Raw genomic sequence first — 22,484 nt, 5'->3', positions numbered from 1 at the left:
ATGACCTTCCGGTTGTGCTGGTGAACGAGCGTAACGAGTGGCGGCGTGCCGGTGTCGGTGCTTGCTAGTGACCTGTGCTTGTCAGTGACCCATGCCGAGGCCGCCGTCGACCGGGATGACGGCGCCCGAGACGTAGGCCGCCGCGTCGGACGCCAGGAACTCGACGACGCCCGCGACCTCCTCGGTCGCGGCAAAGCGCCCGGCGGGGATCGACGCCTTGTACTGCTTCTGGGTGGCCTCGGGCAGCGCCGCGGTCATGTCCGTCTCGACGAAGCCCGGCGCGACGACGTTCGCCGTGATGCCCCGGCCGCCGAGCTCACGGGTGATCGACCGGGCCATGCCGACGAGGGCCGCCTTGGACGACGAGTAGTTGACCTGCCCCGGCCCGCCGTAGAGGCCGATGACCGAGCCGACGAGCACGATGCGGCCCTTGCGCGCCCGGATCATGCCCTTGGACGCGCGCCGCACGCAGCGGAACGTGCCGGTGAGGTTGACGTCCACGACGGTCTCGAACTCCTCGTCGCTCATGCGCATGAGGAGCTGGTCGCGGGTGACGCCCGCGTTGGCCACGAGCACCTCGACCGGGCCGAGGGTCTTCTCGATCTCGGCGAACGCCGCGTCGACGGCCGCCGTGTCGGTGATGTCGGCGACGACGCCGTGCACGCCGGCGGGCAGGTCGCCGCTCCGATACAGGGTGGCGACCGTGTCCCCGGCCGCCACGAAGCGCTCGGCGATGGTGCGGCCGATACCCCGGGCCGCACCGGTGACGACGACGACCCTGCCGCTCCGGTCGGGACCGGCGGTGGTCCCGGCGGTGGGCTCCGCGGTGGGCTCGGTGGCGGGTGCGGCGGTCAAGGGATCTCCTCGGCGGTGGCGGTCGATGGCTGACGTGACGCTACCCCGCCGGGGGCCGCGCACGGGGTCGCGGTGCGTCACACGTCGTCACGGCGGTTTGTCGGATCCCTACAACGCGGGGCCGCGCCCAGGGATCTGGCGGGTTCACCGCCGCCGTAGACTGGCCGGGTGAGCGACACCCGCGCGACCCCTCCCGGTCCGCGCCCGTCCGGGGACCGGCACCGCCCGGCGGACCACCCCGCTGTGGTCCCCTCGATCACCAGCGCGCCGGAGTCGCTGGCCGAGGACCAGGCGCGCCGCACCCGGCGCTACCTCGTGCAGATGGGGATCCGAATCCTCTGCTTCATCGGCGCGGTCCTCGTGGAAGAGACCTGGATCCGCCTGGTGCTCGTGGCCGCGGCCGTCGTCCTGCCCTACTCGGCGGTGCTCTTCGCCAACGCCGGGCGCGACCGCGTCTCCTACGACACCTCGCCCGTCACCGGCGTCGCGCCGGACGCCCTCGCCGCCGCCCCGACCGTCTCCGCGGGCGAGGACGGCGACGGCGTCGTGCACCGCATCGTCGACAACGAGGCCGACGACAAGCCCGACGACAAGCCCGACGACAAGCCCGACGACAACGCCGACGACGAAGCCGACGACCACCCCGACGACAAGGAAGAGAACCGCTGATGGACGTGCTCGGGATCGGCGCCGACCCGGTCGCCGGCGAGCTGATCTGCTCCGCCAAGGGCTGCCGTGAGGAGGCGAGCTGGGGGCTGCTCTGGAACAACCCCAAGCTGCACACCCCCGAGCGGCGCAAGGTGTGGCTCGCGTGCGACGCCCACCGCGAGCACCTCGAGCAGTTCCTCGGGTCGCGCTCGTTCTGGAAGCAGACCGTCCCGGTCGCCGCACTCGACCACGGGCCCGACCGCGCGTGACCACGTCGCCCTCCCCCGCGCCCCCGCAGGACACAGAGCCTGCCGGGCCCGCCGCGCCCCGCACGCGCCGCCAGTGGATCACCCTCGGACTCGGCGTCGTGCTGCTCGCCGCGCTGTGCATCCTCGCCGCCGTCTGGCAGTGGCATCGCTACACCGACCGTGAGGCGCAGATCGACCTGGTCAAGGCGAACTATTCCGGCGAGGCGGTCGCCCTCGACGAGCTCCTGCCAGCCCCTGGTGCGACGCTCGCGGACGACGACGTCTGGCAGCCCGCCGTGGTCACCGGCACCTACCGCCCCGAGGACACGGTGCTGCTGCGCAACCGCCCCGTCGGCGGGCAGCCCGGCTTCCACGTGCTCGTCCCGCTCGAGACGACCGCCGACGACGGGACGCCGCTGGTGCTCGTCGTCGACCGCGGGTTCGTGCTGCTCGACGAGGACGCGAGCAGCCCGTCGTCGGTCCCCGACCCCCCGAGCGGTCCGGTCGAGGTCACCCTCACGATGCGGGCCGACGAGCCGGTGTCGGACCGGGGCACTCCGGCCGGCCAGGTGCAGGCCATCAACACCGGCCAGGTGCTCGCCGCCGGAGACCAGGGCGCCAGCTGGGCGCAGGGCGCCACCGTCGGCGCGTACGGGCAGCTACGCAGCGAGGACCCGGCCGCCGCGACGACCCCCGGCGCGCTGCCCGAGCCGGACACGGACCCCGGCTCGCACCTGAGCTACACCGTGCAGTGGTGCATCTTCGCGCTCGGCGCGCTGGGCGGCTACCTGCTGCTGTGGCGCCGCGAGAGCCAGCCGGTGCGCGTCACCGCGGGCGACCTGCTCGCCGCGCAGGGTGGGGACCCCGACCGTCCGGACGGCGAGGAGGGCACGGGGAGCACGAGCGGTTCAGCCGTGCGCCCCCACCGCCCGCGGCGCCGACGGGTCGACGAGGAGTACGAGGATGCCCTCCTGGACGCCGCCGCCGATCAGGCCGATCGGGCCGATCAGGCCAGGGACACGAGCTCCGCGTAGTCGGCCGACCACAGGTCCTCGTCGCCGTCCGGCAGGAGCAGCACGCGGTCGGGCTCGAGCGCCTCGACCGCACCGTCGTCGTGCGTGACCATGACCACGGCGCCCTCGTAGGTGTTCAGCGCGCCGAGGATCTCCGCGCGCGACGCGGGGTCCAGGTTGTTGGTCGGCTCGTCGAGCAGCAGCACGTTGGCGCTGGAGACCACGAGGGTGGCGAGCGCCAGGCGGGTCTTCTCCCCGCCGGAGAGCACGTGGGTCGGCTTGTAGGCGTCGTCCCCGCTGAACAGGAACGACCCGAGCACGGAGCGCACCTGCGTGTCCGTGAGGTCCGGGGCGGCGTGGCGCAGGTTCTCGACCACGGTGACGTCCATGTCGAGGGTGTCGTGCTCCTGGGCGTAGTAGCCGACCTTGAGCCCGTGCCCCGGCACCACCCGCCCCGTGTCGGAGCTCTCCACCCCGGCGAGGATGCGCAGCAGCGTCGTCTTGCCTGCGCCGTTGAACCCGAGGATGACGACCCGCGACCCGCGGTCGATCGCCAGGTCCACGCCGGCGAAGACCTCCTGCGAGCCGTAGCTCTTGGACAGCTCCTCCGCGGTGAGCGGGGTGCGGCCGCAGGGGGCCGGCTTCGGGAACCGCAGGTGCGCGATCTTGTCGGCGCGCCGCTCCCCCTCGAGGCCCGACATCATCCGCTCGGCCCGCTTCATCATGTTCTGCGCGGCGGTGGCCTTGGTCGCCTTGGCGCGCATCTTGTCGGCCTGCGCGAAGAGGGCACCAGCCTTCTTCTCGGCGTTGGCGCGCTCGCGGCGCCGGCGCCGCTCGTCCTGCTCGCGCTGGTTCAGGTACGCGTCCCACCCCAGGTTGTACTGGTCGAGCTCGCCGCGGTTCGCGTCCAGGTGGAAGACCTTGTTCACCGTGGCCCGCAGCAGGTCCACGTCGTGGCTGATCACGACGAACCCGCCGCTGTACGACTTGAGGTAGTCGCGCAGCCACAGGATCGAGTCGGCGTCGAGGTGGTTGGTGGGCTCGTCGAGGAGCAGCGTGTCCACGCCGGAGAAGAGGATCCGGGCGAGCTCGATGCGGCGGCGCTGGCCGCCGGAGAGCGTGTGCAGCGGCTGGGCCAGGATGTGGTCGTCGAGGCCCAGGTTGCTGGTGATGCGGTGCGCCTCGGACTCGGCGGAGTACCCGCCGGCGGCGACGAAGCGAGCCTCGAGCTTCGGGTAGCGCTCCAGCGCCGCCTCCTGCGTCCCGGCGTCGGCCGACGCCATGAGGCCCTCGGTCTCGCGCATCTGCGCGACGATGCGGTCCAGCCCGCGCGCGCTGAGCACGCGGTCCATCGCGACGACGTCGAGGTCGCCCGTGCGCGGGTCCTGCGGCAGGTAGCCGATGTCCGTGCCCCGGGTGATCTGCCCGCTCGTGGGCTGGGACTCGCCCGCCAGCGTCTTGGTGAGCGTCGTCTTGCCCGCTCCGTTACGGCCGATCAGGCCGATGCGGTCGCCCGGGGCGATGCGGAACGTGGCGTCGTGCAGCAGGGTGCGGGCGCCGAAGCGCAGCTCGACGCCGTGGGCGGTGATCAAGGCAGGGGTGTCCTTCAAAAGAGGGTGGGAGGCACAGGCAAGTCTAGTCCGCCCCGGGTGATCCGACGACGACATAGGTCACACCCCCAGGATCCACACACCCTCGGTCGATAAGATCCGCCCCGTGACCACCCCGGCGCCCCGCGTCCCCCGCACGACGGCGGCGATCCTCGCCGTCGTCGTGGTCCTCGTCGGCCTCGGCGGCCGGGAAGTGCTGCCCGAGACCGTCGGGGGCCCGCTCGGGGACTCCCTCTACGCCACGCTCCTCGTCCTCCTCGTGGCGCTGGTGCGCCCGCGCACGAGGCCGGTGGTGGCCGCCGGCCTCGCCCTCGTCGTGTGCGCGGCCATCGCGCTGTCGCACCTCAGCGACGTCCCGACGATGGTGCTGGACCGCTTTCCCCTCGCGCGGTTCGTGCTCGGCACGACGTTCGGCGCGCAGGACCTGGCGTGGTACGCGCTCGGCGCAGCCGCGGGTGGGTTGCTGCTCGCCCTCGCCGCTCCGGGAGCGCGCACGGTCGACCGGTCGCTGCGCCACGTGCGCGTGCGGGGCCGCCGGCGGGGCGTGCTGATCGCGGTGCCGTTCGTGCTGGTCGCCGCGCTGGTCGTGGCGGGCGGCGGCGTCGCCTGGTCCGTGCGGGCCGAGTCGAGCGACCTGACCGCGCAGGTCACCGTCGCGCAGGCCGCGCTCGACGACTCCGCCGACCGGGTCGCCGACGAGGCCGTCCGGACCGAGCTCGCCGCCGCGATCGACCACGCCGGGGCCGTGCTGGCCTCCAGGCCGCTCCTCGACCGGCTGCCGGGGCACGCCACGGCGGCGCGCGAGCGGCTCGAGCGGGACGTCGCGGGCGTGGACGAGTCGCGCCTGACGTTCGCGCGCGCCGAGGCGGTCGAGTCGCGCGACGCCCTCACGCCGACGACCGGCCGCGCCGAGCAGGTGCTGACCGCGGCCGACAAGCTCGACGACGACGGCCGCGGCGCGGACGAGGCCGTCAGGTCCGCGCTGCGCACGGCCCTCGAGGCGGCCGACGACGTGGTCGCCACGGCCGGGGACGACCGCCTCGACGCGGCGGGCCTCGCGGAGGTGGAGGCGACCGCCGCGAGCCTGGCGGCGCAGGCCGGCAAGGTCGAGAGCGCCACCACGAAACTGATGACCGCCCAGGACGCCGTCGTCTGCCCCGAACCCGACCAGGTCTGGTTCCCGGAGGCCGGGAATCTCGCCCAGAAGAAGCTCGCGCCGATCCCGTGGGCGCCGCAGTACTCGGTGCGTGCCGACGTGCTGGACGGGCTCGTCGCGCTCGACGACGCCTATCGCGCCGAGTTCGGCCGGCACCTCACCGTCAACTCCGCGTACCGCAGCTACGACCAGCAGGTCGAGGTGTACAACCCGGACGACCCCAACCCGCTGGCCGCGCCCCCCGGCTGCTCGAACCACGGCCTGGGCACCGCCGTCGACATCAGCGTCGGCCCGGAGGGTTTCGACGGCGCGCGGTACGCCTGGCTGAAGAAGCACGCCGAGCCGTTCGGCTGGGCGCACCCCGACTGGGCCGAGCCGGACGGCCGCCTCCCGGAGCCGTGGCACTGGCAGTCGGTGGAGACCCCGACCGAGTACTGACGAGGACCGACGAGGACCGAAGCGGACCAACGAGGACCGACGGCTGCGGACCTCACCCCGCGCCGAGGTACCGCACCGGGATCGCGGTCTCCGTCGCGCGGTCACCGTCCCGCTCCACCCGGTAGGCCGGGCGTCCCGGCCGTTCGCACACCGCCTCGACGAGCTGGCCGTCCTGGAACCGCACGGCCGCGTACTCGTCGACCGCGTACCCGCCGTCGAGCACCCCGGCGCCGACCCAGCCGAGATACGCGTCCCGGCGCTCGGGCTCGCCCAGGTAGTGCGGGCACGCGCTCCCCGCGACGAACCCGAGCCCGTCGTCCAGCGGGGCGAGCGGGCCGAAGGAGTCGGTCGACGAGCCGGCGAACCAGCAGTTCATCCCGGCGCTGATCCCGGCGAGGATCGTGCCGTTCGCCGCGGCCTTCGCCAGCAGGTCCGGCAGGCCGTGCAGCCGCCACACTGCGAGCAGGTTCGCCGTCGACCCGCCGCCGACGTACACGACGTCCTGCTCGAGCAGCATCTCCGGACTCACGTAGCCCCAGGGCTCGTGGCAGAACAGCGACAGCACCGAGGTCCGGGCGCGGCCGGCGAAGGCGTCCTCGAAGCGCCGGGAGTAGACGTCGGCGTCGCCGCTCGCCGTCGGCACGAAGCACACCCTGGGGTTGGACCTGCCGGTGAGGTCGAGGAGATGGTCGTCGAGGGCGGACGTGCCGTCGTCGGACATCGAGAAGCCGCCGCCACCGAGGGCGAGCACCGTACCGATCATGACCGGGACCCTAGCGGCCGCCGCCGTCGGCGACCACCACATTGGGCAGCAGGCGACCGAGTAGATCAGCCCTGAGCGGCATCCCCCCGGGCCGACGCGGCGGCCGCGAGAGGCACGTGCCCCTCCCGCCGAGCGGAGGCCGCCGCCGCCCGGCGCGCCAGCTCCGCCACCGGCAGGGTCGCACGTGCCCCGGTCGCCGGGTCCTGCACGGCGACGTCGCCCGCCGCCGCCTCGCGCGGGCCCAGGACGGCGAGCAGCGCATCGCGCCGGTCGCGGGAGAGCCGGATCCGGTTTCCCAGCGATCCCTCGGCCTCCAGCCGCACCCGCACCCCCGCCCGGCGGAGCTCGTCCACGACGCCGCCGGCGTCGGCGCCGCCCACCGGGAGCACGCACACCTGGACCGGCGCCAGCCAGTGCGGCAGGCGTCCGCCGTGCTGCTCGAGCAGGAACGCGACCATCCGCTCCATCGAGCCGACGGTGCCGCGATGGATCATCACGACCCGCTGCCGCGACCCGTCCGCCGCGGTGTAGCCCAGGTCGAAGCGCTCCGGCTGGTTGAAGTCGACCTGCACGGTGGCGACGGTCTCCTCGTGCCCGCGGGCGTCGCGGACCTGCACGTCGAGCTTCGGCCCGTAGAAGGCCGCCTCGCCGGGCCCGTCCGCCCAGGGCAGCCCCGCGGACCCGAGGACCGCCCTCAGCCGCTCCTCCGCGTCCGCCCAGCGGTCCGGGCTGCCGAGCCATCGCCCGGAGCCGTCGCGCCGCGAGAGGCGGACGTGGTCGATCTCGACGCCGAGGATGCCGAACACGCGCACGGCCGCGTCGAGCGCGGCGCCGACCTCGTCGTCCACCTGGTCCGGGCGGCAGAACACGTGGGTGTCGTCGAGGTTGATCTGCCGCACCCGCGACAGCCCGCTGAGCACGCCCGAGCGCTCGGCGCGGAACATCGCCCCGACCTCGTGGTACCGCACCGGCAGGTCCCGGTGGCTGCGCGGCTCGGACGCGTAGAGCTGCGCGTGGTGCGGGCAGTTGGCCGGCCGCAGGACGAGCGGGTCGTCGCTGCCGTCGTCGAGCGCGGGGAACATGTCGTCGGCGAACTTGGCCCAGTGCCCCGAGCGTTCGAAAAGGGATCGCTTGCCCAGCACGGGGGTGTAGACCGGCTCGCAGCCGCCCGCCAGCGCGATGTCCTCGCCGAGCTGCTCGAGCTCCCGGCGGACGACGGCGCCGGCCGGCTGCCACAGCGGCGGGCCGGGCCCGACGAGCGGGCTGGTGGTGAAGATCCCCATGGCGCGGGCGAGATCCCGATGATCGGGCCCCGCGGGCCCCACGGGCCCCGCGGGTCCAGCGGACTCCGGGGCGGAGGGGGTGCTCATGACGGGGCTCATGACAGTGCTCCTTCGAGAGGGGAGCCGCACCGGGCACGACGAAGGCCCCGGAGCGAGCTCCGGGGCCTGGGTGCTGGTGCGTGCAGCGGTCAGCGGGCGCCGGAGGTGTCCGGCGTCGTCGTGACCTGGTTGCCGCGCATGCGGCGAGCCTACGCCCCGGGTCCGCCGCCCGTGCAGCCGGTGCGTCGTCAGCCACCCGCCAGCAGCCGCGCGGTGACACCGTCCGTGACGTCCGGGCCGAGGTCCTCGAGATCCCAGCCCCCGTCGTCGCTGCGGGCCTGGTTGGTGATCCAGAAGACCAGGGTGCCCTGCTCGGGCACGCGCTCGATCTCGCCGTACGACCAGTCGTTGGCGCCGTTGTGCCAGGTCACCAGGCCGTCATCGGACTTGCGCACCACCCAGCCGTAGCCGGAGAACGTGTCGCCGCCGGGCTCCTCGAGGACCCGGGGCTCGAACAGCTGCGCCTTCGCGGCGTCGTCGAGGACCCGCTCGCCCTCGAGCGCCAGGTGCCACCGGTAGATGTCGCGCGCGGTGGACAGCAGGCCACCGTTGCCGCGGAGGTTCCAGTACGGCCCGTCGTCGGCCCAGGCATGCTCCTGCGGCCTCCCCTGGGCGTCGCCCGAGGCGTCGTACTCGACCGCCACGTCGGCCGAATCCCATGCCGGCAGCACATACCCCGTGGCGTCCATGCCGGCGGGGGCGAAGAGCCGGTCCGCCAGGTACCGCTCGTACGACGCGCCCGACGCCGACTCGATGACCGCCGCGAGCAGGCTGTAGCCGACGTTGGAGTAGAGGTACGCCGAGCCCGGCTCCGACTGCAGCTCGGACGAGAGCGCCCGGCGGAGGAACTCCGGCTTCGTCAGCGGCTCGTCGTCCTCGCCCAGCGAGTCGACGAAGCCGCCGGTGTGGGTGAGCAGCTGCTCGAGGGTGACGGCGCGCTTGTCGGCGGGGACGCCGTCCAGGTGGCGCGAGATCGGGTCGCCCAGGTCGAGGGCGCCCTGATCCTGGAGCGCCAGCACCGCAGCCGCCGTGAACTGCTTCGTCATCGACATGATGTCGTAGACGGTGTCGCAGCCGGCCGCGACGCCCTGCTCGCGGTCGGACTCGCCCCAGCCCTCGCAGCGCACCAGGTCGTCCCCGACGGCGGCCACCAGCGTGCCGCTCGATCCCTCCGGCAGGGCGTCGTCGAGGAAGGGCCCGATGGACTCGGGTCCGCCCGGCCCGCAGCCACCGAGCAGCGCCGCGCCCGCGACGAGGACGGCGGTCGCGGCGGCGCGGCCACGCCGGCGCCGCCGGGCGCTGGCCATGGGGCTCCGTTCGTGGGCGGATCAGGCAGACGACGGGCGGAACGAGATCGACCTCGAGGCTGCCATCACCGGCGCCCGGCGCCCGCGGACGCGCCGCAGGCCTCGCTCTCCAGGAGAGCGAGGCCTGCGCGTGCGCGACATCGCGCGCGTGTCGGTCAGACGTTGAACGATACAACCTTCATCCACCTGCGGTTTCACCGTGAGCTGCGAGGCTGTGGGGGAACCATGGGGGAAGGAGCGCGCGCCCCCGCGAGTGCAAGGTTGCGGTACCCCGACGGGACTGTCGTCGAGATCTGTTGTGCGGCCACGAAGCCACGACACAAGCCTACCGACGACCGAAACCGACTGGGCCATCAGCCCGCTGCCCCCAGCGTCCGCGGCCGGAGCGAAGCGGTCGGCGACTAGGCGAGCGGGCCTCGATCGGACCGCTGAGCATCGCGATTGGGAACGCGCCACACGCGCGTCGATAGGAAAGATCGCGCTCACGTCGATCACCACTACGTTGTGGCGACAGCGGCCAGCCATGCTAGGCCTGTTGGCCGAGCCGAGTATTCGCACCCTTCGGTCACGACGGTCGGGCTCACTGCACGAAACCGTTGCCTGCGGGCGGCCCGGGTTGGGTTGGGCGGTGGATACGAACCAGCGACCCTCTGGCCTCTCCGGCTCCGAGCCGGACCGAACCAGAAGCGACCGATGCAACCCGAACAGGGCCGATGACCTGGGTGTTCACTTCTTGAGACCGACCGAGCCTCGCCGAGCCGAACCGAGCCGAGAGTTTTCGCCCCGTAAGTGCCCCGCGTGCCCGTCGATGCACGAGCGAGCGGGGCGTTGATCTCGACCAAGCCGGTGTCTCGCTACGAGTCTACGGCGACCCTGCCCAAGACGGTCCCGCCCGACCGCGATGTGGTGTCGGTTCAGATCTGACGGCCCGACAGCGACGTCGTTGTTCTGTGGAGCCCTTCGGCCCCGTCTCGGACGGGGCGCGCCCCCGGCGTGACGTGGCATGTACGGCGGCCCAGCCGGCGGCGGGGTCGACGTACTCATCCGGTACGTCGGAGCTCACGTGCGCGAGGCCGATTCTCGGACGCACGGCCTCCGGCGATGTCGGTAGCGACCCCTACTGTTACGGCAGGTCAGCAGCACGACGAGAGGGGCGCGGGCGTGTCAGCCAGCGAGAGAGTAGACCCGACGGTAGTTCCGTCCATCGACACCTCACGCGCACCTCTGGGCGAGCGCGCGGCCCGCTCGCTCGTGGAAGCAGTAGTTGCTGGGGATGACCGACTCGAGCGGCACTACTTGGAGATCAAGGGTGACCTCGACCTGCGGAGCTCCAAGGACAAGGCAAAACTGATCAAGTTCATCCTGGGCGCCGCAAACCGAATGCCCGACAAGGCTGCGGCGGCGTTCGAGGGCCATGCCATCATGGTGATCGGGGTCGTGGATCACACGTTGGTCGGTCTTCCGTTCATCGAGACCCTCGATATCGAGAAGGCCGTCGCACCATTCATCGGGGCTGACGGTCCAGGCTGGGATCTCATGCGGGTGCCAGTAGCCGGAACGGACAAGCAGGTGCTACTCCTCGTCGTTGACCCGCCCGAGTGGGGGCGTGACGCGTACCCGTGCCAGAGGGACGGCGACGGGATCTTTGACGGCGACATCTACGTCAGGACGGACGGTGAGACGCGCAAGGCGAAGTCGGGAGAGATCAAGGAGCTGCAACGTCGTGCTGCGACCGGCGCCCGACTGGCGGTCGACCTCGAGGTCTTGATCGAGGGCGAGGCGACCCAGATCGTCGTGGACGACCGGGCGACACTCCACGAGTACGTCTCGGTTGTTCAGCGCCGGCTGCTGCGCGCCCTCCCGCAGCCAGAGCCCGCTGCGCGGGACATCATGAAGATGCTCGACTCCACGAAGATGCTCGGCGCCCTGAGCGGTTTCACGGAACCAGACAAGCGCTCCGAGGAGCAGTACCGAGCCGAGATCGACGAGTGGATCGACCAGTTCGAAGGTGCGTGGCCGAATGCTTTGGACCACATGGCGGGAATCTACTTGGCACCGTTCGCGATCCGCGTGGTGAATCGCGAGAAGACCTACTTCGAGGGCGTCGAGCTCAAGATTCACCTCGCGGGCGACGTCTTCGGCATCGACTGGACCGGCACCAAGCGCATCTCCCGGAGAAAACTGCAGCTTCCCGAGCTGCCTGAGATCTGGGGGCCGAAGAAAGCAAGCTGGCTTCAGATGCCAGGCGGGTATACCTTCCCGAACTCGACTTACGCGCCCGTCCTGACACCCCCGTCTCCCCTCGACTTGCGCAACTCTGGCTCTATCGACCTCACACTGGATATTGGGGACCTACGCCCCCGGAAGCCCTTCGAGTACGAAACCGAGTACGTCCTCGTCGTCAAGGACCCCGAGATGGCGTCCGTACACGGCACCTGGGAGATCACGGCACGCGACCACCACGATGTCTACACCGGCGAACTCAACGTGCCCATTACGGCACCATTGGACCTGACCCAGGAGGTCCAACGAATCCTCAACCTCGTCGATGACGAGCCAAACGAAAGCGGCGATTCTTAACGCGTCGATGGCAGATCAGTTTCAGGGCACTGAACTCTTCACCACGGCGTTCATACTCTTTCCAGGGTGGCCCATCGATGGCACTTCCATGAGCCATAGATCACGAATGTTCCCGGCCGAGCATCAGCATTCGGCAGGCCTCCCCGAGTTCACCCCGCGTGATGGCCACGCGCGTGACCCAAGGCGTCACGCGCGTGCCAGGATCAGACCGTGGCCCATGACTTCCCCGACCCAGCGACAGACCCCGATGCCTTCCTGCGCTGGCTCAGGGAGGGCGCCGCACAAGGCCGCGAGTTGGCTGCAGCGCGCCCCAGCCTGCGGGACGTCGCTCAACATCTCCTCGCGCTCGAGGAGGAACTGGTCGAAGCGCTATGGGGCGGGCGCGACACGGAGCGGTTCGGCATGCACCCGCTCGACCCGCACCCTTCTCGCCGGGCGACGTCTCGGGGACGCTGTACCTCAACCCCAACGGCAAACTCACCAACGAAGTCGCAGACGGTTACGTCACTGCGACGCGGGACCACCTTGCCGGAATCGGCTCGCTTGCAGCTGTAGAAGGGTCGAGGCGTTCCCTACTCGTGCTCGCGCGGACACTCCTGGACGTTTCGACGCGCGCGGCGTACCTGCTGGAGCCCGACCTCGATAGCCGAGAGCGCACCCGGCGCGCATTCAACTTCCTGATGGACGCGATCCGCGAGGAAATCGCCGACGGAGACGACTCGACAGGCTTGCTGGCACGGCAAGCCGAGCTACGTGCGGCAGCCGAGGCGGACGGCTTTGAGTTCGCCACGAAGCGGAACAAGGCCGGAAACCTCGTGCCGGATAAAAACATGATCGCCCCGCGCATCGATCCCCGGAAGGTGCGGGGCGCGTACTTGGGCGACGTCGAGTTCGCATGGCGCGCCTTGTCCTCTGTGACCCACGGTCAAGAGCGCGAGGTGCTTCGTTTCGCGCTGGGTCTGGGGCCGGTCAACCCTGGAGTACACGGCGACTCGTACTCGTTTGTCTGGCTCGCCACGTCGGTCGAGTCGGCGAGCGTTGCGGCCAGCCACGCAGCCCACTACTACGGAGGCCAGCTCGACGAGTTGCTGATCCAGAGGGTTCGCCAAGTGCTGTGGTCCGCTGCAGGCATGCGCGACGACGCCCTGCGCCGTCGACTCGGATTCGAGGCGTAGCAACCTGAGTTCGACGACCGGCGCATCGAGCGCCCGCCGGCAGCACGCGCGACGTCGTTCACCGTGACCACAATTCCCCCGTCTAGGCCGGCCCGGCCACGATCAGGCACAATGCCCGACCGCGCGCCGACCCTACATTCTCGCCACGGCCCGGTACTGCGCGGGCCGTTCGCCCCAACGCTCCGGAAGCGGGGCTTATGGGGCGAACGGCCGGTGGGTCTAGCGGTAGTGCATCAGCGTGCCGAACCCGAGCTGGTCGTACCCGCCCGATTCGGTGCGGTAATCGCCTCCCCCACCCTCGGCACGGACAGACTCAGCCATCTGCCGCACCCAGGGCGCGTCCACCGGCACCGCCGCCCGACCCGCCTCGGCCACTTGACCCCCATCGAGTACGAAGCCATCGTGACCATTCAGGTCGCACTCGCCGTCTGAGAACCGCTGTCACCTAATCCGTGCAGCAGTCCCCGTCCACTAGAGCCGCGCCTTGTGGACTGGTCGAGGACTCCTAACGGCTGTGGGCTTAGGTGAAGCTGAATTGACCTTCGACTGCGCGTGTCATAGTCACCGTAGTGCCCTGTAGGTGGAAGTCAAGAAGCAGGCCGCTATCGAGGACTGCCGCGACGCCGGCGTGATCCCGTGCGACGATCGAACCCAAGATTGAGCCGTTCACGCCCACGATGTTGAGCTCATCCCCTTCGTCTGAGGCGACAATAGTCACCGACCTGAGTCCATCGGCCCCGTCGCTGCTGAGGAGGCATTGTGCCGTGACCGAACCGGTGGCCATCATCTCGCCGAGCTTGTGTCGGTCTCGCCCTTGCACGTACTGCAGGAGATCGAGCACGTCGGTCGGCGTCGCTCCGAGTTGAGTGCGCCAGCCGCGGATGTGCTGCTCGCTCAGGTAGTCACGCAACCCCGCCTCGTCGAGATCGTTGTCGCGTGCGATTCGGCCGAGATCGCGGGCTAGGGTCCGGGACTTCACATCTCGGACGAGGAGATTTATGGCGAGGGGCGTGTCGACGCCGTACCGGAGGTGCGCGGCGGTGTTTGGGAACAGCTGAACTGGGCTCAAACGTGACATCAGTATGTCGTTCGCCTGCGCGAAGACGAGACCGATGGTCCAAGAAAGAAAGTGCTGTACCCCTTCGCTGATGCCGTCGACCATCTGTTCAAGGCGGAACGCTGGCTCTGGCACCGTGGACAGGTGCGTGTCGGCGAGCTCGGTGAGGTCACGGCCACCGATCCAGTCGCGAACGACTGCCTCAGCGGCCACCTCGACAGGTGCGCCCTTCGGCGTGATTCGGAAGCGCCAGTGCTTGGCCCCCTCAGGCAACCGGAGGAGTTGGGCGTACACGTCCTGCTGGGCGAGGAGGTCGAGGGTCTCGTCGAGCGTACGGACATCCAGACCTTCAACGAGCTGTGCCTGGTCGGCTAGTGAGGTGGCGATCGACTCGATGACAGCCGCTGATCCCAAGCTCGTGCCAGCCTGTGCCCACCGACGACGGGAGGCTTCCGGAGTCTGCGCATACCGCGCGGCCACTACGTCGGCGAGTTCCAGCCACCGCGCCCTTAGGTCGTCGGAGAGCTGTGTGAAAGCGAACAGTCGCGAGACGACCTCTCGCCAGGTCCGGGTGTTGGCGAGGTCTGGGACGAGATCGAGTGCGTGAAGGATGAACCAGACATAGTTGACGAAACCGCCGGCCTCCCGATCGGGGGGTAGCTGCATGATCGCGTCGTGCGTTTGGGCGACTAGCGCCTCTGCTTCCGCAAGGGCGTCGAGGGCACTTCCTTGGGCTAAGGTCGAACGGACCTCCAACTCGGTCGGCGCGGGCGTCAGCCGATCAAAGTCGCTGTTGGCCAGAGACTTCTGCAGGGCGAGCACGATCCAGCCCTCGGACTCCTTGCCGGCTCGGCCAGCACGGCCGACTGCGTTGAGCAGCTGCGCGGCGGACATCCGTTGACCGGGATCCTGGCCCTCGTACTCGGTCGTTGCGATGACTACGGTTCGGACTGGAAGGTTGACACCGTCGGTGAGGGTGCTCGTGGCGACCACGGCCCGGATCGTCTCGCTGCGGATCGCGTCCTCGACCGCTTCCTGCACTTCGACGGGCAGACCGGCGTGGTGGTACGCGACGCCCTTGCGGACGGTGCCGATCAAGGGGTGATCGGCACCGAGACGTATGGCAAGAGCATCAGCGAGGCCCTGCGCACGTGGGTCGTCCTCTAGCTCGGCCGCCATGACCTTAGCTGCCTCGCGAGCGGTGGCGCGTTGAGACACGACCATGAGCAGGCTGCCGGCGCGGAGCAGCAGCGTTGCTGTCCTGGCCGTCGTCACGTACGCGGGCGAAGTGTTGCCTTTGCCTGTCCTGCGCTTGTTGTCTGGGCCGACGACGAGTTGGCCGATCGGAGTGTCGTTGCCGGTAACAAGGTGTCGCAGGGTGTCGCTCGTCGGGCGGACGGCGAGACGGGCACGTAGGTCGTACCGGATCTTCTCCGGCGCACCACGTCTACCTGGCATTACCGTCCGACTCTCCTCGATCTTGTCTGTGGCCGTCAGCACGTGCAACCGACGGGGCGCGCGCCAGTCGTCGGTGAACAGCACGTCCGATTGCCCGGCCGATGTCCACGCGGCGAGGGAGGCGGCATTGCCCATCACGCCTGAGAGCAGCATCAGACGCGCGCCGCTAGCGTCCAGCAACGACAGCAGCCCTTCGAGCAGCAGTCCGCGGCCTCCGGACTGCGCGATCAGGTGCACCTCGTCGATGATGAACAGGCTGAACCGGCTCAGCACGTCCTGCGGCGACTGCCGCAATGCATTCATGAGGCGCTCAGGCGTCATCACCTCGACCTGCGGCAGCTGGCCGGAGTCCTCGTCGGTGTCCATCAGGCCCGCGCTGATGAGGTCTTGCGCTCCGAAGCCGTCAGGAAGGTCTGCGCCGAGCCGTCGGTCGAGGTACCTCAGCCGAGACCGAAGCGCTTGGCGCATCTCTCGGCCGAGGCTTCTCAGTGGTGTCACGTAGCAGACATCCAGGTCGTCCTGTGCCGTGTGCGCGCAGATGATCAACTGCGCCAGCAGTGTCTTGCCGGCACTCGTTGGGACGGAAACGAGCAGCCTCGACGTCGCCTGGTCAAGCGGACTCATCGTCGGGTGCGCAACGAGGCTCCGCTGGGGTGGCCAGAGCGTCAGAACGGGCTGCCGGTCCAGGGTGAACGCCTGCTTCACGGCAGCAGGAACGTCCGGCGGCAGTACCGCCCAGACGCTGCTCTCGCCGAGCCCGTCCGCCAATACGAGTAGGTGCGCGGCGACCCAGCGGGTATCTAGGTCACTCAGGCCGACCTCCCCCTTGGCGACGAGCCGCAGGTGGCCGCGGGCGACTTGGAGCGCGTCGGCGTTGCCTTCCCGCAGGTACCTAACGAGGTCGGAGATGCCGCGCAGGAGCCGCTGCGTGGGGCCGAACATCGTGCCGTCCAGGCTGTCGAGCTGGGCCCCGCGTGTCAGCGCGGCCGCGGTGGTCGCCCACGTGCGCAAACTTCGGTTGAGCGTCGTCATGTCCAGGCCGAGGAACATGATCCCGGCGTGAAGGGCGATGTCTGCGCCGTCTGCGAACTCGGGCGGCTCGCTCAGGACTTCACGCATCTTGCGGTGGACCGCGCCGGCGTTCGGGCTCTCGTCGGCGCGATGGTAGCCCACCTGCGCGGCGAACGCGGTGGTCAGTCTGATCCGGCCGACCTCGGCAGAATCTTCGAGGAGGAGGTCGAGGACGTGAGCGCTGACGGCGAACGCGCGGTGCCGCTGTTCAAGTGGGTACCTAGACGCCTCGGCGGTCGAGGCGATCCCGTGCAGGTACCACGCAGTGCGTCGCAGCGGTGAGAGGTCGGCGCGGAACCCGGTCTCGGTGAGGCCGCGTACCAGCTCGATCTCGAGCTCGGCGATCAGGATGGTGAGTTCCGCGACGGTCGGGAGCTCGCTGAGCTGGTCATCGCCGAAGGCGGCGTTGAGATGCTCAGCGGCTAGAGCGCGGTCCACGCGTACCTCCGCACCGTCTTGGCGAGTTTGTCGTAGCAGCTGACGCTGGTGACGAGGCCGCGGAGTTGACCCGGCTTGTCGAGCAGCGGCAACTTGGCCGACATCCTCCTAAACGGCGCCTCGGGCAGTGCCTGGTGCGTCGCGAGCGTCACCCCAGCGCCCACCAGTTCGTCGCCCTGCGTCCATGCGGCGGGAACTTCGGTGATGAAGGCCACCATCTCGTCGGAGATGTCGTTCGAGACCTGTATGAAAGTGCCGACGATCTTGGCGACGTACCGCTGACCAGACTCGGCCAGCTGGTTGTACGCCTCGTTGAGGCTGGTAGAAAGCGACCCGGAGCCAGTGTTCTTCTTACTCTCCCAGAGCCGAAACCGAAGTGCACCCATGCCGTTCTCGTAGATTGAGAAGCCGTCACCCCCGGCGTCGGTGACATCGCCCTTCGGGTCGGACTGTACCCGCACCGCGGGGCTGTCCTTCGTGAGCTGATGCCAGAGCCACTCGCCGATGTGGCCGTGGAGGTGATCCTGGCTCTTCTCGGCGCCAGGCAAGCCGAACACCGGCTCAATGAACGACGCAATGGTGCGGTTGGTCGGCGAGGGGATCTTCGTGCTCGCGAGCGTGTGCTGTCGCCAGGCGTCGTACAGCTGGGTGGCAGGACCGAAGCGAGCCTGCATGATCGCCTCGATCATCACCCAGGCGAGCGCGCCGGTCTCTTCGGGGGTGAGGTTCACTGAGACGTGGGAGGTCCACTCGACCTTGCCTGCTCCGGCGGCGCCATCGTGGAAGGTCCGGGGCAGGTAGTCGTGGACCGACAGTCGGTTGCTGGTTCGCGCGAACTCCTCCGACTGGCCAGGCGTCGGATCGGCGGGGGCAGGTGCCATGGACGAGCCGACGGGCACGTCAGATGTCGTCATGAGCGCCCACCCTCGAGCTGGGCCGCGAGACCGGCACTGGGTCGGTGGCGTGAGGGCGTTCCCCTTCACGGTGCAGACCCCTGAGCAGCGTCGTCACGGTCGGATCATCTCGTAGTCCTCCCACACGGCGTGGGCTGAACTGCCCGCGACGCGTCCGTGGACCGTCCTTCTCGCTCCCGAAGGCCCCACGCCTCAACTGCGGCGGGGTCCTACGGGAGTTACGTCGGCGGCTGTGTCGACGAGCCCAAATCTCGAACCACCGCAGCGTCAGGGTCTCGCAGCCTGGGGCTGGCATCGGTGGACTCGACTTGGACGTCGCTCCGCTCGAGCTTGGGGTACCCGGGGCCGATGTAGGTGTCGCTGAGGGGGACGGCGCCGAGGCAGATGGCGCCTGGTCGCGCCGCCGGCGAGACGCCCTCCCTGCGAGCCAGAAGAGCACGAATGCAACCAGGATCGGGACGACGACCTCCATCCCGCGAGGCTACCGTTGCCTCACGCGACGACAATGGACATTCCCGGGTGAAACCGCTCGCCACGTGAGCAGGATCGGGACGCCAGGACGGAGTTCTCCCCGAGCCTCCCGCCGTCCCAAACGACCCCAAGGCCCACGGCCCGGAAGGAACTGCTGCACGCCTGGGGCCATCTGACTTCCGGTCGCGGCTTGGATGTCCTACAAGACAGCCGCCCGACCTCTTCGGAACGCCACTGACCCACTGCTCTCACCACCACCGCCGCGACGCACCCATCACTGACCTGCACCGACCACCTGACACGACACAAGAACCTTCGAGCAGAGAGCGTTCACGGCAGGCCCTCAGGAATGGACAGATGCGCCAACTCTGGGGCACGGCCAGGGCTTTGCGGCCCTTCTGCGACCATCCGCGGCGCCATACGTCGAAACCTCGACACGCAGGTCAGCGCGTTGGACAACGCTGGAACTCAGAACTCGAATCTGTGGGACCAACATCAGCGCAGGTCAGAGAGTTGCGCCTGGTCACGCAGCACACACGAAGAAGGCCCCCTGACTGGCGTTTCCGCTGGTCAGGGGGCCTCTTCTCACGGGTGGCAATACCCGCTTCAAACCAGCGACTCCGCACCACGTGATCGGCGCCGGGTCACGACCAACTTGCTGCAGGACTGCGATGGGACCAGCCCGCCTTCATCAGCCTCGACCCGGTGGAGCCCACGAGACACGACGGATTCTGTCCCGCCCAGGATGAGATCGCCGTTAATCCGACATATCTGACTTTTCGGTCAGACGTTGAAGCCCAGCATCCGCAGCTGCTCGCGGCCCTCGTCGGTGATCTTCTCCGGGCCCCACGGCGGCATCCAGACCCAGTTCACGCGGAAGCCGTCGACGAGCCCCTCGAGCGCCTGCGAGGACTGGTCCTCGATGACGTCCGTCAGCGGGCACGCCGCCGACGTCAGGGTCATGTCGATCGTCACGTGGTTGTTCTGGTCCACCTGGACGCCGTAGACCAGGCCGAGGTCCACCACGTTGATGCCCAGCTCGGGGTCGATGACGTCGCGCATCGCCTCCTCGACGTCGGCGGCCGTGGTCGGTGTGGGCGCCGCGACGGGTGCGTCGACGGGGGCAGGGCCCGCGTCGGTCGTGTTCTCGGTCATGGTCTCCTCCGGTGTCCGGGCCGGCGTGCGGCCCCGGGTGTCAGTCCGCCAGCGCGCCGCTGCGGGCGAGCGAGTCCTTGAGCGCCGCCCAGCCGAGCAGCGCGCACTTGATACGGGCGGGGTACTGCGAGACGCCGGTGAACGCGCTCGCGTCGCCGAGCGCGTCGAGCGCGTCCTCGTCGTCGAGCCCCTTGCCCCGCGAGCCCATCAGCGCATGGAAGACGGCGTCCAGCCGCGCGACCTCCGCCAGGTCCTGGCCCGTGACGAGCTCGGTCATCACGGACGCCGAGGCCTGCGAGATCGAGCAGCCCTGGCCTTCCCAAGAGACGCCGGCCACGGTGGCGCCGGACTCGTCGTCCCGGACGTCCACGCGCAGCGTGATCTCGTCGCCGCAGGTCGGGTTGACCTGGTGCGACTCCCCCGACCGGTGGTCGCCGGGCGCCTCCACGAGGCCCCGGCCGTGCGGGCGCTTCGCGTGGTCCAGGATCACCTGCTGGTACATCTGCTCCAGAGAGCTCACTGCCGTCCTTCCCGCCTGTCGTCAGTCCACACCGAAGAACGCACGCACGCCCCCCAATGCTTCCCGGAACGCCGCGATCTCCTCGGTGGTGGTGTACACCGAGGCGGAGGCCCGCGCGGTGGCGGCCACGCCGAACCGGCGGTGCAGCGGCTGCGCGCAGTGGTGCCCCACCCGCACCGCGATCCCCCGGTCGTCCAGCACCTGCCCGACGTCGTGCGCGTGCACGCCGTCGACGACGAAGGACACGACCGCGAGCCGGTCGCGGGTGTCCGTCGGGCCGACGATCCGCACGCCCGGGATCTCCCCGATCCGCACCAGCTCGGCCGTGAGCTCGCGCTCGTGCCGGGCCACCCGGTCCATCCCCAGCTCGCCGAGCCACTGCGCCGCGACCCCCATGCCCACCGCCTGGGCGACCATCTGCGTGCCGGCCTCGAAGCGCTGCGGCGGCGGGGCGTAGGTGGTCTCGGCCATCGTGACGACCTCGACCATGGACCCGCCCGTGGTGACGGGCGGCATGGCCTCCAGCAGCTCGCGCCGCCCGTACAGCACGCCCACGCCGGTGGGGCCGAGCATCTTGTGCGCGCTGAACGCCGCGAAGTCCACGCCCAGCGCGTGCACGTCCACGGGCAGGTGGGGCACCGACTGGCAGGCGTCGAGCACGGTGAGGGCGCCGACGCGCCGCGCGGCCGCCACCAGCTCGGCGACGGGCGCGATCGCACCGGTCACATTCGACACGTGCCCGAACGCCACCACGCGGGTGCGGTCGGTGATCACGCGGCCGATGTCGGACAGGTCGAGCCGGCCCGCCTGCCCTGAGCCCGTCGAAGGGTCCACCCCGAACCAGCGCAGGACGGCGCCGGTGCGGGCGCACAGCTCCTGCCACGGCACGAGGTTCGAGTGGTGCTCCGCCTCCGTGACGACGATCTCGTCGCCCGGCGCGAGGCGGAACCGCTCCGCGGCCGCTCCCCCGCGCCCGGCGGTCGCGTTCGCCAGCGCGTAGGCCACGAGGTTGAGCGCCGCCGTCGCGCCGGGGGTCCAGACGATCTCGCCCTCGTCCGCGCCGACGAACCCGGCCACGGCGGCCCGGGCATCCTCGAACGCCTCCGTCGCCTCCTCGGCGAGCTGGTGCGCGCCGCGGTGCACGGCCGCGTTGCGCTGCTCGTAGAAGTCGACCTCGGCCTCGAGCACCACGTTCGGCTTCTGCGATGTCGCGGCCGAGTCCAGGTAGACGAGCGGCCGACCGCGCACCGTGCGCTCGAGCAGCGGGAAGTCCGCCCGCACGGCGGCGAGCTCCGCCGCGCCGAGGACGCCGGGCTCGCGGCCTCCGGCGGCCCCGGACGGGCGCACGGTGTCGGTGGTCATCTCGTCCTCCTGGGTGACGGCGCTGGTGACGGCGCTGGTGACGGTGACTCAGGCCATCGTCGCGCCGGTGCCGACGTACTTGTCGTACCCGTTCTCCTCGAGCTGCTCCGCGAGCTCGGGGCCGCCCTCCTCGGCGATGTTGCCGTCGACGAAGACGTGCACGAAGTCGGGCTTGATGTAGCGCAGGATGCGCGTGTAGTGCGTGATGAGCAGCACGCCGACGTCGGTGTCCGCCTTGGCGCGGTTCACGCCCTCGGACACGACGCGCAGGGCGTCGACGTCCAGGCCGGAATCGGTCTCGTCGAGGACGGCGAAGCGCGGCTTGAAGAGCTCCATCTGCAGGATCTCGTGGCGCTTCTTCTCGCCGCCGGAGAAGCCCTCGTTGAGGGAGCGCTCGGCGAAGGTCGAGTCGATGCGGAGGTTCTCCATCGCACCCTTGACCTCCTTGCCCCACGTACGCAGGGCGGGCGCCTCGCCGTCGATGGCGGTCTTGGCGGTGCGCAGGAAGTTCGCCACGGACACGCCCGGCACCTCGACCGGATACTGCATCGCGAGGAACAGGCCGGCGCGGGCGCGGGCGTCGACGGTCATCGCGAGGAGGTCCTCGCCGTCGAGCGTCACGGTGCCCGAGGTCACCTGGTACTTCGGGTGGCCCGCGAGGGCGGAGGCGAGCGTGGACTTGCCGGAGCCGTTGGGCCCCATGATGGCGTGCGTCTCGCCGCTCTTGATGGTGAGGTCGACGCCGCGCAGGATCGGCTTGGCGCCTTCCTTGGTCTCGACGCTGACGTGCAGGTCGCGGATCTCCAGGGTGGACATGTTGAGTGTCTCCAGGTCTGTGTTGCGAAGAATGGGGGTTGCCGAGG

At 70.1% G+C, this 22,484-nt stretch carries 17 protein-coding genes; 6 read left to right on the top strand and 11 right to left on the bottom strand.

Going from position 1 to position 22,484, the window contains the following annotated elements:
- Positions 1 to 81: 81 nt before the first annotated feature.
- Positions 82 to 855, bottom strand: coding sequence for a 3-oxoacyl-ACP reductase FabG (gene fabG / locus AC1C2W_RS18970; protein ID WP_495391230.1), 774 nt, complete (start codon positions 853 to 855; stop codon positions 82 to 84).
- A 168-nt stretch (positions 856 to 1,023) separates the two neighbouring features.
- On the opposite strand from fabG, the gene AC1C2W_RS18965 reads away from it, so the two are divergent.
- The 3 genes from AC1C2W_RS18965 to AC1C2W_RS18955 are packed head-to-tail and all read left to right on the top strand — an operon-like array spanning position 1,024 to position 2,785.
- Positions 1,024 to 1,524, top strand: coding sequence for a DUF3099 domain-containing protein (locus AC1C2W_RS18965; protein WP_495414007.1), 501 nt, complete (start codon positions 1,024 to 1,026; stop codon positions 1,522 to 1,524).
- Entirely contained in the window at positions 1,524 to 1,772 is a 249-nt protein-coding gene (locus AC1C2W_RS18960; RefSeq protein ID WP_495391228.1) for a hypothetical protein, read from the top strand. Before AC1C2W_RS18965 ends, AC1C2W_RS18960 begins: the two co-directional genes overlap by 1 nt.
- Positions 1,769 to 2,785, top strand: coding sequence for an SURF1 family cytochrome oxidase biogenesis protein (locus tag AC1C2W_RS18955; RefSeq protein ID WP_495414006.1), 1,017 nt, complete (start codon positions 1,769 to 1,771; stop codon positions 2,783 to 2,785). Before AC1C2W_RS18960 ends, AC1C2W_RS18955 begins: the two co-directional genes overlap by 4 nt.
- Here the strand turns inward: AC1C2W_RS18955 and AC1C2W_RS18950 are convergent.
- On the bottom strand, positions 2,758 to 4,356 hold the full coding sequence (locus AC1C2W_RS18950) for an ABC-F family ATP-binding cassette domain-containing protein (protein ID WP_495391226.1): 1,599 nt from the start codon (positions 4,354 to 4,356) through the stop codon (positions 2,758 to 2,760). The genes AC1C2W_RS18955 and AC1C2W_RS18950 overlap by 28 nt on opposite strands.
- A 124-nt stretch (positions 4,357 to 4,480) precedes the next feature.
- Here AC1C2W_RS18950 and AC1C2W_RS18945 point away from each other — a divergent pair, with 124 nt between their 5' ends.
- Positions 4,481 to 5,968 carry a DUF2809 domain-containing protein gene (locus AC1C2W_RS18945; RefSeq protein ID WP_495414005.1) on the top strand — a complete coding sequence of 496 codons (1,488 nt, stop codon included), beginning with the start codon at positions 4,481 to 4,483 and terminating at the stop codon, positions 5,966 to 5,968.
- Positions 5,969 to 6,020: 52 nt separating this feature from the next.
- Here AC1C2W_RS18945 and AC1C2W_RS18940 read toward each other — a convergent pair whose 3' ends face one another.
- The 3 genes from AC1C2W_RS18940 to AC1C2W_RS18930 form a co-directional block, all read right to left on the bottom strand.
- Positions 6,021 to 6,731, bottom strand: a complete 711-nt coding sequence (locus tag AC1C2W_RS18940) for a Type 1 glutamine amidotransferase-like domain-containing protein (RefSeq protein ID WP_495414004.1) — start codon at positions 6,729 to 6,731, stop codon at positions 6,021 to 6,023.
- Positions 6,732 to 6,796: 65 nt separating this feature from the next.
- Positions 6,797 to 8,101: an aminoacyl--tRNA ligase-related protein gene (locus AC1C2W_RS18935; RefSeq protein ID WP_495414003.1), complete on the bottom strand. Its 1,305-nt coding sequence runs from the start codon at positions 8,099 to 8,101 to the stop codon at positions 6,797 to 6,799.
- Between the two features lie 200 nt (positions 8,102 to 8,301).
- Entirely contained in the window at positions 8,302 to 9,420 is a 1,119-nt protein-coding gene (locus AC1C2W_RS18930) for a serine hydrolase domain-containing protein (protein WP_495414002.1), read from the bottom strand.
- 1,161 nt (positions 9,421 to 10,581) lie between these two features.
- On the opposite strand from AC1C2W_RS18930, the gene AC1C2W_RS18925 reads away from it, so the two are divergent.
- Together AC1C2W_RS18925 and AC1C2W_RS18920 are read left to right on the top strand one after the other, a co-directional pair.
- Positions 10,582 to 12,000: a hypothetical protein gene (locus tag AC1C2W_RS18925; RefSeq protein WP_495414001.1), complete on the top strand. Its 1,419-nt coding sequence runs from the start codon at positions 10,582 to 10,584 to the stop codon at positions 11,998 to 12,000.
- Positions 12,001 to 12,578: 578 nt separating this feature from the next.
- Positions 12,579 to 13,175, top strand: coding sequence for a hypothetical protein (locus AC1C2W_RS18920; protein ID WP_495414000.1), 597 nt, complete (start codon positions 12,579 to 12,581; stop codon positions 13,173 to 13,175).
- Between the two features lie 520 nt (positions 13,176 to 13,695).
- On the opposite strand, the gene AC1C2W_RS18915 is transcribed toward AC1C2W_RS18920, so the two are convergent.
- From AC1C2W_RS18915 to sufC, 6 genes are all read right to left on the bottom strand, one after another.
- Positions 13,696 to 17,199 carry a DEAD/DEAH box helicase gene (locus tag AC1C2W_RS18915; protein WP_495413999.1) on the bottom strand — a complete coding sequence of 1,168 codons (3,504 nt, stop codon included), beginning with the start codon at positions 17,197 to 17,199 and terminating at the stop codon, positions 13,696 to 13,698.
- Positions 17,184 to 18,113 carry a hypothetical protein gene (locus AC1C2W_RS18910; RefSeq protein WP_495413998.1) on the bottom strand — a complete coding sequence of 310 codons (930 nt, stop codon included), beginning with the start codon at positions 18,111 to 18,113 and terminating at the stop codon, positions 17,184 to 17,186. The genes AC1C2W_RS18915 and AC1C2W_RS18910 overlap by 16 nt, the downstream gene beginning before the upstream one ends.
- A gap of 1,254 nt (positions 18,114 to 19,367) precedes the next feature.
- Positions 19,368 to 19,739, bottom strand: coding sequence for a metal-sulfur cluster assembly factor (locus AC1C2W_RS18905; protein WP_495413997.1), 372 nt, complete (start codon positions 19,737 to 19,739; stop codon positions 19,368 to 19,370).
- A gap of 40 nt (positions 19,740 to 19,779) precedes the next feature.
- Positions 19,780 to 20,259 (bottom strand): Fe-S cluster assembly sulfur transfer protein SufU, encoded by a 480-nt coding sequence (gene sufU / locus AC1C2W_RS18900; RefSeq protein WP_495413996.1) that lies wholly within the window; start codon positions 20,257 to 20,259, stop codon positions 19,780 to 19,782.
- A 21-nt stretch (positions 20,260 to 20,280) separates the two neighbouring features.
- Positions 20,281 to 21,621, bottom strand: coding sequence for a cysteine desulfurase (locus tag AC1C2W_RS18895; protein WP_495413995.1), 1,341 nt, complete (start codon positions 21,619 to 21,621; stop codon positions 20,281 to 20,283).
- 48 nt (positions 21,622 to 21,669) lie between these two features.
- Positions 21,670 to 22,437, bottom strand: a complete 768-nt coding sequence (gene sufC, locus AC1C2W_RS18890; protein ID WP_495391215.1) for a Fe-S cluster assembly ATPase SufC — start codon at positions 22,435 to 22,437, stop codon at positions 21,670 to 21,672.
- Positions 22,438 to 22,484: the final 47 nt, after the last annotated feature.

The sequence above is a fragment of the Isoptericola sp. Y581 genome (assembly GCF_059445475.1).
Note: the sequence above shows the minus strand (reverse complement) of the source record. Positions and strands in the feature narration are given on the sequence as shown.